Annotated in this window: 10 protein-coding genes; 1 reads left to right on the top strand and 9 read right to left on the bottom strand. The window is 51.8% G+C overall.

What is annotated here, in order from left to right; translation table 11 throughout:
• Positions 1 to 73: 73 nt before the first annotated feature.
• Positions 74 to 952: an RluA family pseudouridine synthase gene (locus tag B1728_RS09885; RefSeq protein WP_079910017.1), complete on the bottom strand. Its 879-nt coding sequence runs from the start codon at positions 950 to 952 to the stop codon at positions 74 to 76.
• Between the two features lie 165 nt (positions 953 to 1,117).
• Between B1728_RS09885 and B1728_RS09880 the strand changes: the two genes are divergently transcribed.
• Positions 1,118 to 2,821 (top strand): phosphodiester glycosidase family protein, encoded by a 1,704-nt coding sequence (locus B1728_RS09880; RefSeq protein WP_256865311.1) that lies wholly within the window; start codon positions 1,118 to 1,120, stop codon positions 2,819 to 2,821.
• Between the two features lie 287 nt (positions 2,822 to 3,108).
• Here B1728_RS09880 and hemL read toward each other — a convergent pair whose 3' ends face one another.
• From hemL to B1728_RS09840, 8 genes are all read right to left on the bottom strand, one after another.
• A complete protein-coding gene (gene hemL / locus B1728_RS09875) occupies positions 3,109 to 4,407 on the bottom strand; it encodes a glutamate-1-semialdehyde 2,1-aminomutase (RefSeq protein WP_079910015.1) in 1,299 nt (432 codons plus the stop codon).
• Positions 4,408 to 4,493: 86 nt separating this feature from the next.
• On the bottom strand, positions 4,494 to 5,432 hold the full coding sequence (hemH, locus tag B1728_RS09870; RefSeq protein WP_079910014.1) for a ferrochelatase: 939 nt from the start codon (positions 5,430 to 5,432) through the stop codon (positions 4,494 to 4,496).
• Positions 5,432 to 6,502: a uroporphyrinogen decarboxylase gene (gene hemE, locus B1728_RS09865; protein ID WP_079910013.1), complete on the bottom strand. Its 1,071-nt coding sequence runs from the start codon at positions 6,500 to 6,502 to the stop codon at positions 5,432 to 5,434. Before hemE ends, hemH begins: the two co-directional genes overlap by 1 nt.
• 191 nt (positions 6,503 to 6,693) lie before the next feature.
• Positions 6,694 to 7,692, bottom strand: a complete 999-nt coding sequence (hemB, locus tag B1728_RS09860) for a porphobilinogen synthase (protein ID WP_079910012.1) — start codon at positions 7,690 to 7,692, stop codon at positions 6,694 to 6,696.
• Between the two features lie 38 nt (positions 7,693 to 7,730).
• Positions 7,731 to 9,263, bottom strand: a complete 1,533-nt coding sequence (cobA, locus tag B1728_RS09855; RefSeq protein WP_079910011.1) for a uroporphyrinogen-III C-methyltransferase — start codon at positions 9,261 to 9,263, stop codon at positions 7,731 to 7,733.
• A gap of 6 nt (positions 9,264 to 9,269) precedes the next feature.
• Positions 9,270 to 10,208, bottom strand: coding sequence for a hydroxymethylbilane synthase (gene hemC / locus B1728_RS09850; protein ID WP_079910010.1), 939 nt, complete (start codon positions 10,206 to 10,208; stop codon positions 9,270 to 9,272).
• Positions 10,209 to 10,286: 78 nt separating this feature from the next.
• Positions 10,287 to 11,009, bottom strand: coding sequence for a precorrin-2 dehydrogenase/sirohydrochlorin ferrochelatase family protein (locus B1728_RS09845; protein WP_079910009.1), 723 nt, complete (start codon positions 11,007 to 11,009; stop codon positions 10,287 to 10,289).
• Between the two features lie 34 nt (positions 11,010 to 11,043).
• Entirely contained in the window at positions 11,044 to 11,868 is an 825-nt protein-coding gene (locus B1728_RS09840; protein ID WP_079910008.1) for a cytochrome C assembly family protein, read from the bottom strand.
• Positions 11,869 to 11,882 lie beyond the last annotated feature (14 nt).

Here is an 11,882-nt window from a genome sequence, read left to right as displayed (position 1 = left end):
TCGCAAACCGCATCGTGAGATAGTCATTTTTACTTATCTATAGATTTATATGGTTTGCGCGGGAAGAGCATGACTATATTTTTTGCAGGATATCGTAAAGGCTGCTCATATCCTCGGGCCAGGGGCATTCAATGTCAAGCTGCTCCCCCGTCAGAGGGTGGGGAAATCCTAGTCTTTCTCCGTGAAGAGCTTGCCGGTTTATATGCTGAGTCGTGCCGCCATATAGCTGATCGCCCCAAATCGGATGGCCCAAATAGCTCATATGGACCCGAATCTGATGAGTGCGGCCTGTCTCCAATTGCAGTCTAACCAGAGCGGCTTCACCCCATTGTTCAACCACTTCGTAATGGGTCACGGCCCACTCCCCTGTCGGTGAGACCCGTCTGCGTGCGGGATGGTGCCTGTCTCTACCGATGGGGGCATCTATTGTGCCCTTTTTTTGTTTGAGCCTGCCTTGCACTATGGCCGCGTATTGGCGCCCGATCCGCTTCTCCCGCATTGCGGCATCCAATATCTGCTGCGGCCATTCATGCTTGGCGTACAGGACCGGTCCCGTCGTATCTTCATCCAATCTATGAATGTGCCGCACCCTGCAGGACTGCCCCGTTGATTCATAATAGCTGGCTACTGCATCCGCAAGCGTTGCAGCCTGATTCGTACTCGCGGCACTGTCTCCATGCACCTTCATTCCCGGCGGCTTTTGGACAACCAGGCAAAAATGATCCTCGTACAACACTTCTAACGGTGCCCATGGATGCATATGGTTTATCGGTTCATTCGGAAACAGGCGAAGCCGGACCCGGGGGCCTTTGATGGATACCCCTCCTGACTGACTTAATTGCTTCAAATATTTATCCGAAAGACTTAGGTACTCTTTAAGCTCCTCCTCCGTCTCCAATACTCTCGGAAGCCTGAGTTCAAGCCATTCTCCTTTTTTCTGCCACGGAATCATTCACCTTGCTCCTTTCATGGCTTTATTGTAACAAATTGCCGGCAAATCTTCATGGTACCCTGCAACTTCGCGGCTTGGGGTTCGTCTATCATATTGGAACGGGATATGGTAGAATAATAGAGTTAAAAACCGTTTATGTTCATTATTAAAACAGGAGTGGACAAAGTGAGCACTGCCATACATTTCTTGGAAGCAACGAGGCAGCAGCTTCGCGACTGGAGCTGGCTGAAGAAGTCGCTGATGCTTATCGCCATTATTACGTTCATGACATCGAGCTTTTTATTCCTGACGAAGCCGGGAACGGATATTCGGATCTGGATGGCTCAAACCGTCATCATCACACAGCATCGGGACTGGGCCTGGATGTTTGTCGGCACGGAAATGCGTGACGATCTGGTCAAGCAGCTACATACCTTCGTTGAAGAAAATGCGGTTGAAAAGCAGCTACCCGGTATGATTGCAACAACAACTAAAAGAATACGTTCTATCGATGAGCTGGTAAAAGTAGAAGATATTTCCGGCAAGCTGTGGAAAGGTAAGCGGATGTACGTTTACGATCCCAAATCGATACGGATCATGACCCCGGAAAAGCCTGGTGAAGGGGAGAAAATCACCTCCATGGTCAAACGGACCGGGGCGGTAGCCGGTGTCAACGCCGGCGGATTTAACGATCCCGAAGGACTCGGCAACGGGTTTGCCGCTCTTGGCGCCATTATCTCCGGCGGCGAGGTCATTTATACGGACCAGGACGGCAGCGTCCCGCAGCATATTGTCGGATTTACGAAAGACGGGACACTCATTATCGGAAAATATAATATTTTCGAGCTGCAGGAGATGGGCATCTCGGAAGCCGCATCGTTCTACCCTCGTGTCATTGCTAACGGAAAGCCGCTTCCTATTAATGACGGCAGCCGAGCACCGCGAACGGCGGTAGGACAAAAGGCGGACGGAACCGTCATCTTCATCGTCATCGACGGACGCCAGACCCACAGCGTTGGGGCTACCTTGAAGGAAGTTCAGGATTTGTTTATGGAAGACGACGTTATCAATGCGGGATTTCTGGATGGCGGAGCCTCCTCCGAATTGGTCTATAACGGCGAGCTGGTCACGAAGCCTTCCAGCCGGTATGGTGAACGGCGCCTGCCTTCGGCCTTCCTGGTTTACGATCATCCTGAGAACGTAGTCGCGAACCGGGTATGGGACGGAATCGACAAGATCGATCCAGGCGGTTCGTATGACCATCCGGATTTTTTGAAAGAGCAGGCTGAATTGAAAGCCAAGCAAAAAAACAACCCGACGCCGGCACCTACTCCGACTCCATCATCTACCCCTTCGACAAACACGAACAAAGGGGAACCGACGAAGCCGGATACGGGCAGCAATGCGGGAACCAACAAAAACGGCACCAGTACACCGGGCACGACCAAGCCTCCTGCCGGTAAAGATACGGATGCCAAAGAAACGAACGGCGGGAAAGCAACACCTGGAGATAAGGAGACAGCTCCGCCGAAAACTACGCCGACCCCATCGCCTGGCTCTTCGAACAACAACGGCGCAGAGGCAACAACTCCGCCAACGGGGCAGCCATCCGGTAATAACAGCAATAGTGGCAACAGCGGAGCCAGTACGTCGCATCCGCAAGGAACGCCGACGCCATCGCCGGCTACGAACCCTACTCCTACACCTCCAGCGAACAATAATCAGGTGCAGGAGCCATCCGCGAAACCGAATACCGGCGGGACGTCAGGTACATCATCCGATTCCGCAGGTAAGGCTACTCCGGGAACTTCTGCGAGCGGCAGTGCGGCACCGTCACCGACGCCTTCAACGACGGCAACGGGGACTCCTGTTCCAACTAAAACCGAATAGAAGGCTAGAAACAACAAGACGCTTCCTAGACCAGGAGGCGTCTTGTTTGTTATTCACGCTTAAGGAAGTCCTTCTGCTCTTCCAGAGAGGTTCTACGAGCAATATGGCGTGACAGTGCTTTCCTATTCTAGATCCGACCAATACCCCATATAAAGAGAGCTCTTGACCTTCGGTGCTGCTGATTCAGGTGCTTTCGGGGGCTTGGAATGGATATATGCGATAGCAAAAAAGCTTGCCCTCTGCCTAGTATAATAAGCAGCGGACAAGCTTGGATTCCATCTTTAGACTTACAGCTGTTTCAGTGCTTCATAATGAGCGGCAATTGTCTGATCGATATCTTCGTCCGTGTGCGCCGTAGATACGAACATGCCTTCAAACTGAGAAGGAGCGATGCTGACTCCCAAATCAAGCAGCGCGGCAAAGTAGCGATTAAACCGGTTCAGATCCGAGGTTTTTGCCGTCTCATAGTCAATGACCTTCTGATCCGTGAAGAAGGGGCAGATCATGGAGCCAACCCGGTTGATCGTGCTTGCAATCCCAAGCTCCTTGGCATTGCGAGTGAACCCTTCCTCCAGCTTCGCGGATTTGCGTTCAAGCTCCTCATATACCCCAGGCTCACCTAGAAGCTTCAATGTGGTATAGCCTGCCGCCATCGCGAGCGGGTTACCGGATAAAGTTCCCGCCTGATAGATAGGACCGCTTGGTGCGATCTGCTCCATAATGGCGCGCTTCCCGCCATAAGCACCGACAGGGAGACCCCCTCCGATGATTTTACCCAGACAGGTCAAATCAGGGTCAATGCCGTACAAGCCTTGGGCGCAATGAAGACCTACGCGGAAGCCGGTCATTACTTCGTCAAAGATTAACAAGCTGCCGTAACGGCGGGTGATATCGCGTAAGCCCTCCAGAAAACCCGGAAGCGGCGGGACAACTCCCATGTTGCCTCCTATAGGCTCCACAATGATAGCGGCAATCTCTTCGCCGAATTTTTCAAAGGCCAGCTGAACCGATTCCAGATCATTATAAGGAACGGTTATTGTATTTACGGCAACGCTCTCCGGAACCCCTGGACTGTCAGGAAGTCCTAGGGTAGCTACGCCGGAGCCTGCCTTGATCAAGAGGGAATCGGCATGACCATGATAGCAGCCCTCGAATTTGACGATCTTGGCTCTCTTCGTATAGCCTCTGGCCAGCCTCAAGGCGCTCATCGTCGCTTCGGTTCCGGAATTCACCATACGCACCATTTCGAGAGAGGGAACGCGCTCGATAACGAGCTTGGCCATCTCGGTTTCCAGTTCCGTAGGCGCTCCAAAGCTGGAACCCTTCTCCGCCGTCTGCTTGATAGCCTGGACAACGTCCGGATGGGAGTGACCAACGATCAGCGGCCCCCAGGAGCCTATGTAATCAATAAACTCGTTGCCATCAATGTCATAAACGCGTGAACCCAGTCCGCGTTCCATAAATAAAGGAGTTAATCCAACCGATTTGAAGGCGCGAACCGGACTATTCACACCTCCGGGAATGACTTCCTTCGCTTCCGCGAATGCTTTGGCCGACCGCTCGTCGGAACGTTTGCGCATGCTCATTTCAATACCCCATTTCACCGTCTATTAGGATCCTAATAAAAGGCGGATGGGAACACCTTTCTTGGTTCAGCCATCCGCTCTACCTGTTACTTTCCGTTGCAATGCTCGTACACGACGTCGCTGAGCGTCTCCATGTACAATGGATCGGTATTCAGGGACGGTGTACGTTCCAGATGGATTCCCAGCTCTTTGGCTACCTGCTGGGCCTCGATGTCGAGATCGTACAATACCTCCAGATGATCGGATACAAACCCGATCGGGCAGATGAGCACATTCTTCACTTGCTCTTCCTTCGTAATGGTATGAAGCACATCCAGAATGTCCGGTCCAAGCCACGGCATAGCCGTTTGACCCGCGCTTTGCCATCCGAACTGCCAGTTGGTCACTCCTGTTTGCTCCGCAATTGCTTTGGAGGTGGCGAGCAGCTGTTCCGGATAAGGATCTCTCATCTCTACTATTTTTTCAGGCAGGCTGTGCGCGGTGAATATAACCCGGACTTCCTCCTTCGGCGTACCTGCAAAACGCTGCAGGGTTTCGGTCACGCGATTGGACAAGGCTTCGATAAGCTTCGGGTGCAAATGATAGCTCTTAACGAACTTAATGTCCAGTCCGCCAAGCTCCTCGGCCTTCTCTTGAGCGCGCTTGATATATCCGCCTACGCTCATAATAGAGTAGTGTGGAGCAAGCACAACGCCTACCGCCTGCTCGATGCCATCCTTGACCATTTGCTCCACGCCGTCCTCAATAAAAGGCGACGCATGCTTTAACCCTTGGTAGCATACAAACGTTTTGTCCGGATGTCGTTCGTTCAGCATTTGCTCCAAAGCCTGCACTTGCTTGTTCGTATTTTCTCTTAACGGGAAAAATCCGCCCACGATAGCATCGTACCGGTCAGTCAGCTCCTTGAGCTGCTCAGGGCTAGGAGGATTCCCTCTGCGTATATGAGTATAATAAGCCTCTACTTGATCCAGGCTCTCTGGAGTTCCGTAGGACATGACTAACACGCCGATTCGCTGTTTGGTCATTAGACACCACTTCCTTGTTTCGATTGGGCGATAGCTTTGCGAGAATATTCGTGTACAAATTCCGTCAATTCTCTCAGCTTGTCGATAGACGCTTCCGGGAATACCCCGTGGCCCAGGTTAAAGATGTAGCCCGGCTGTTGAATTCCCTGATCAATGATAGCTTTGGCCTGCTCTTGGATCACCGACAGCGGTCCGGTCAGAACCGTAGGGTCCAGATTGCCCTGTACCGCAAATTTCGGTCCGATTCTCTTGCGAGCTTCGGAAATAGGCACACGCCAATCCAACCCTATGACATCGGCATCGATGTTAACAAGGCTGGAATGAAGCTCACCGGAGCTTACGCCAGGGAAATAAATTTTAGGCTGCTCCAGGTGCTTGAGCTCGGCAAAAATCCGAGTGATCGTAGGCAGCACATAGGTTTGGAAGTCTCTCGGAGACAAAGCCCCGACCCAGCTGTCGAACAACTGAACCGCCTTGGCTCCTGCGGCAATCTGTGCCTTCAAATAGGTAATGATCATATCTCCAAGCTTATCCATCAGTTTAAACCAAACATCGGGCGCTCCATACATCAGAGCTTTCGTGTGCAGATAGTCCTTGGACTTGGATGGCCTGCCTTCGACCAAATAGCTGGCGATGGTAAATGGTGCACCGGCGAATGTAATGAGAGGAACTTTAAGCTCCGCCACAAGAATTTCGATCGTTTTAATAATATGGGATAAATCCTGCTCCACTTGAATCGGGCGAAGTCTGTCCACATCCTCTGCCGTACGGACCGGGTTATGGATAACGGGTCCAACATCCTTAACGATGTCAAAATCAATCCCGATCGAGGCAACCGGATTCATAATATCCGAATACAAAATAGCCGCGTCGACGCCAAGCTTTTCGACCGGCATCATCGTGACTTCCGCAGCAAGCTCAGGCTGCCTGCAAATCTCAAGAAGGCTATATTTTTCTTTAATTTTACGGTAATCCGGGTCCGAACGTCCTGCCTGACGCATATACCAAACCGGCAGCGTATCTACAGGCTGCTTCTTACAGGCTTTAATGAAATTATCGTTATAGCTCATCCTCTATACCTCTTTCCGCGAACTCCTATGATCTATTAACATTATGCCCTATTTGGCAACCTCTAACAACCGATTGCCTATCGTAGAATCCGACAAAAGTATGACAAGAACCGCGACGCGGCGAGAAAAAAAGAGCTTTTCCACTAACCGCAGTCAGTATGAAAAGCTCTTGCTTCTTCCCGAACCCCGTACTATTGCTGTTCCTTCAGCCATTGGGCTACGTCTTTAGCAAAATAGGTAATAATCAAATCGGCGCCTGCGCGCTTGAAGCCGATCATCGTTTCCATAACAATAGAACGTTCGTCTACCCAGCCCTGCTGCGCGGCCGCTTTAATCAGTGAATATTCACCGCTGACATTATAAGCAACGAGCGGCAGTTCGAACTGATCGCGCAAGGTGCGAATAATATCCATGTAAGCCATAGCAGGCTTCACCATCAGGAAATCCGCGCCTTCAAGCACATCGGACTCCGCTTCACGAAGCGCTTCGCGTGCATTTCCCGGATCCATCTGATACGTTTTGCGGTCACCGAATTGAGGCGCCGAATGTGCAGCTTCACGGAATGGTCCGTAGTATGCCGAAGCGTATTTAACCGAATAGGACATGATCGGCACATTCTCAAACCCTGCTTCGTCCAAGCCTTGGCGAATAGCCGCTACGAACCCGTCCATCATATTCGAAGGAGCGATAACGTCAGCCCCCGCTTTCGCTTGCGATACCGCCGTACGGACAAGCAGCTCCAGCGACTCGTCGTTAAGAATCTCGGCGCATTGCGTTTTCTCGTCAACATGAACGACGCCGCAGTGGCCGTGGTCTGTAAACTGGCACAGACAGTTGTCGGCCATCACGAGCAGATCAGGATGGAGCTCTTTAATTCGGCGTGTCGCTTGCTGCACGATGCCATTATCGTCATATGCCGAGCTGCCGTGAGCATCCTTATGCTCGGGAACGCCGAACAGCATGATGGCCTCAATGCCCAAGCTCGTAATCTCCTTCAGCTCTTGCTCCAGCGTATCCAGCGAAAAGTGGTATACACCCGGCATAGAGCTGATTTCTTCTTTGATTTGAGAGCCGTGTGTAACGAAAATAGGATAGATCAGATCATGAACCGATAAAGTTGTCTCTCTTACCAAATTGCGTAGTGCTTTGGAGCCGCGTAATCTTCTGTTGCGTACCATAGGAAATCCCATGCTGCTTCCTCCTTAACCTTTATCTTGATTGTTCCCTATTATGCCTGGCTGTACATGCTTTGGACCAAAGAAGCAACCGTTGCTTCCTCGGCCAGGTAGTCTACCTTAAGGCCCGCTTCCTCCGCGGTCTTGGCCGTCATAGGCCCGATACAGGCAATCTTGCATGGCTGCAGCAGTTCAAGGGGCTTGTCTGCGCCTAGCTGCTGCAAAGCGATAATGAGGTTCGTTACGGTCGATGAACTTGTAAACGTTATGGTATGGATTGTATTCTGTTCCAACAGCTCAATGATTTCCGAGCCTCCGCTCGTATCGAGAACCGTTTCATAGACATCTACTTCCGTTACTTGAAGACCCATTTGTCTTAATGTCGCCGGGATGTATTCCTTCGCGATATCGGCCGTAGGCAGCAGCACCTGCTGACCTGGCTTCAGCTCCTTGGCAAAGGCGGCGAGCATCTCGTCTCCCTGGAACTTGGCAGGCAACTCCTCGGCAACTAACCCCCGCTGCGCCAATGCTTCCGCTGTCTTTGGTCCTACGGCCACGATCCGGGCGCTGCTCATTGTCCTTACATCGACACGGTTCTTTTGCAGCCGCTGGAAGAAATAGTCCACCCCGTTGACGCTTGTAAAAAAGATCCACTCAAAACGGGATAGCTGAGTAAGCGTGTCGTCAAGCTTCTGCTGTGCTTCCGGCTTCGAAGGAGGCTGGGTCCTGATAACAGGAAATTCGATCGCCTCGCCGCCAAGCTCCTCAATCAGCTGGACCAGCTCACTCGCCTGGCTCCTTGCTCTAGTGACGAGAATACGCCGCCCGAACAAGGGCTTCTTCTCGAACCAAGCCAGCCTCTCGCGAAGCTTCACAACCTCCCCTACGATGATGACGGCGGGAGATTGGAAGTTGGCTGCGCGGACCTTGTCGACAATATCCGTTAGGGTACCCGTTAACGTTCTTTGATCCATCCAGGTTCCCCAGCGAATCAGCGCGACCGGAGTGGAGGGCGACTTGCCGCCGTCGATCAGACGGCTGCATATGAATTCCAGATTTGCTACGCCCATAAGAAAAATGAGCGTGCCCGACGCTTGCGATAAATTATCCCAATTGATGCTGCTATAGGTTTTATTCGGGTATTCATGCCCGGTCACTATCGAGAAAGAGGAGGTAAAATCCCGGTGCGTCACCGGGATTCCCGCATAAGCAGGCACCGCGATCGCAGATGTGATTCCCGGTACGATCTCGAACGGAATCCCGTTATCCACGAGCAGCTCCGCTTCTTCTCCCACACGTCCGAAGACGCTCGGATCCCCGCCCTTCAAGCGGGTTACCGTCTTGCCCTGCAGCGCTAAATCAACAAGCAGCTGATTAATTTCCGATTGCTTCATCATGTGCTTATCGGGCAGCTTGCCGACAAAAATTTTCTCGGCGCCCGGCTTCATATGCTTCAGCAATCTAGGACTTGCCAGCCGGTCGTATACGACGACATCGGCTCGTTGAATCGCCTCCAGTCCCCGTACCGTAATGAGCTTAGGGTCTCCTGGCCCTGCTCCTACGAGATATACGACACCTTTGCTCACCTCGGCTCAACTCCTCACTGTCGCCAATATATCTTCGGCTCCCTGACCAATTAAAGCCTCCGCTACGTGGCGGCCCAGCTTGTCCGGGTCAGTGCCTGTCATCGTTTCTTTCAAAAGCAGCTTGCCGTCCGGCGAGCCTACCATTCCGGTCAAAGTAATAGCCGGATTGCCGTCCTCATCCCCGAGGCTTGCAAAAGCCCCGATAGGTACCTGACAGCCTCCGTTCAATCTGGCAAGAAAGCTTCTTTCAGCCGCTACGGCCAAAGCGGTAGGCTCATGATTGTAGTGCTTGAGCAGTCCAAGGACGAACTCATCGTCGCTGCGGCACTCGATGCATAGTGCTCCTTGCCCTACTGCAGGCAAGCTAATCTCAGCTGGAATATAGACGCTGATCCGATCCTGCCAGCCGATCCTGTGCAAGCCTGCGGCCGCCAGCAGAATGGCGTCAAAGCCTTCCGTCTCGAGCTTCTTCAATCTCGAATCAATATTGCCCCGAATGGATTCAATCTGCAAGTCGGGACGGTAGTTCTGCAGCTGACAGGAACGGCGCAAGCTGCTGGTCCCTACCTTGGCTCCTTGAGGAAGTTCGTCCAATCCGCGGCTTTCACGGGAAATCAGGCAATCTCTAGCATCCTCGCGGCGCGGAACCGCGCCTATCCTTAATCCCTCCGGCAGCTCCGCCGGCATATCTTTCATACTATGTACCGCGATATCGATCTCTCCGTCGAACATCGCCTGCTCGATCTCTTTGACAAAGAGGCCTTTGCCCCCCACCTTGGATAAGGTCACATCCAGAATGCGGTCGCCTTTGGTTACGATTTTTTTCAGTTCAAACTCGCATTCGATCCCAAGCTGCTTGGACAGCTCGCGCAGCTGCTCTACGACCTGACCGGTCTGGGTTAATGCAAGAGCGCTTTGCCGGGTTCCTACTACGATTTTGCGCATGTATGTCAGCCCTCTCCATGATCAAAATAATATTTGGTGCCAAGAGCGTTTCCTCTTTCATAGCGGATGCTTTAAATGCTATGTCCCTCCCGTAGAAGGTAACCGGCTTTGAAGCCAATCTTTAACCCGTTCCATTCCTTCTGTTGTCGGATCTTTGTGAATGATCTCCATCAAATTCAGACGATCCGGAGGCTCAAGCCGTCCAGAACGGATTAACGGGAGCAGCTCCCATTCCAGCATATGCCGGAACCACTGTTGGCGTACGGCCGTGTCCTCGACGATGCTTTGGACAAACACCCGCAATTCCTGAAGCAGGTCCAAATACGCCTCATACTCATCGCCGAACGTCTCCTCTAGCTGCTGCTTCACTTTACGGGCTGCTGCCGGACTTGCTCCCGCTGTCGAAACTGCAATAAGCAGCCTCCCGCGGCGAACTGTCGCGGGCACAATAAACCCGCTCCCTTCCGAATCATCCGCCACATTGACCAGCTTGCCCATCGCTTCCGCTTCCATACGTATGGCTGCATTCACTTCCGAACGATTCGTAGCGGCAAAAACTAACAGCGCATTGGCCAGCTCCTGCATTCCGGGATGATAGGTTGATGGGATGTGATTTATAGTTCCGTCCTGAGCCCAGCCTTCCAATCGGGGCGTACAAGAGGGGCTGATGACGGTTACCCTTGCCCCTGCCTCAAGCAAAGCCTCAGCCTTCCGTTCGGCTACCGATCCACCGCCTATTATAACACACGGCTTGTCCTCTGCCTGAAGCATCAACGGGTAGTACGTTTTTCTTCTCTTCATTTCACTGCTTTGCCCCCTCGCTTTGCCCGAACTATTAAGACCACTGGTGAAACGAGGAATAGAAGTTAGCGAACACAAAGTTTAAAGCCATAATAAAAAATGCGGCAAGATTCCACAATGCCAGCTTATAACCCGGCGTCTTGAGCAGAATGCGCTGGAACAGATAAAAGATATAGGCAAGCAGGACAAACCATGAGTTGATAACTTTAGGATCAAAGAACAAGGACAAATCATGCTGCAAGGAGATCCAGACAACCCCGAGCGACATGCCGAACAGCAATAGCGGTGTCCCGATGACAACAGATACGAAGGAGTAATAATCCGTCTTATCCAGGCTGGGAAGTCTCTGCATAAGCTTCGACCACTTCTTCTCCTTTAATTGACGATGTAAGAATAAGTACATGCCCGAGAAAACACCGGACACAACAAAGGCTACATAGCTTCCCAGCGAGAAGCTGATATGGATGAACAACACCTCATCGCTCACATTCCAGTTGGCCAATGTCGGCGAAACCTTCGGATTGCTGAAAAAATTAAGCGCCAGTACGGTAAACCCTATCATATTTACAATAAACACAAACAGCTCGATACGAAAAAAACGGTTCACTACAAGCGAAACCGTTACAAGCAGCCAGGATAGCATAAACAGCGTTTCAAACATGGAAAATGCCATCGAACGGTCATGCCAAACCAGGTTAACAACCAAATACATCGTTTGCAGAACCCAAACAAAAGAAAGCAACCCTGTCCCCATCCGTTTTGCGCTTCGGTTCGGACCTACAAAGTCCGAGAAGTAAAACAGCAGGCTCAGGGCGTATATATAAATAATGACATCGTACAACCAGCTTTTCGCGACCATGGCACCTCTCCAAA

The sequence above is a fragment of the Paenibacillus sp. 32352 genome (assembly GCF_002042965.1).
GTDB classification, from domain to species: domain Bacteria; phylum Bacillota; class Bacilli; order Paenibacillales; family NBRC-103111; genus Paenibacillus_S; species Paenibacillus_S vulneris.
This window is presented reverse-complemented; position numbering and strand designations above follow the sequence as displayed.

Coding starts and splice junctions, on each gene's coding strand:
- B1728_RS09885 (WP_079910017.1), bottom strand. CDS start 952: ATGATTCCGTGGCAGAAAAAAGGAGAATGGCTTGAACTCAGGCTTCCG.
- hemL (WP_079910015.1), bottom strand. CDS start 4,407: ATGAGCATGCGCAAACGTTCCGACGAGCGGTCGGCCAAAGCATTCGCG.
- hemH (WP_079910014.1), bottom strand. CDS start 5,432: ATGACCAAACAGCGAATCGGCGTGTTAGTCATGTCCTACGGAACTCCA.
- hemE (WP_079910013.1), bottom strand. CDS start 6,502: ATGAGCTATAACGATAATTTCATTAAAGCCTGTAAGAAGCAGCCTGTA.
- hemB (WP_079910012.1), bottom strand. CDS start 7,692: ATGGGATTTCCTATGGTACGCAACAGAAGATTACGCGGCTCCAAAGCA.
- hemC (WP_079910010.1), bottom strand. CDS start 10,208: ATGCGCAAAATCGTAGTAGGAACCCGGCAAAGCGCTCTTGCATTAACC.
- B1728_RS09845 (WP_079910009.1), bottom strand. CDS start 11,009: ATGAAGAGAAGAAAAACGTACTACCCGTTGATGCTTCAGGCAGAGGAC.
- B1728_RS09840 (WP_079910008.1), bottom strand. CDS start 11,868: ATGGTCGCGAAAAGCTGGTTGTACGATGTCATTATTTATATATACGCC.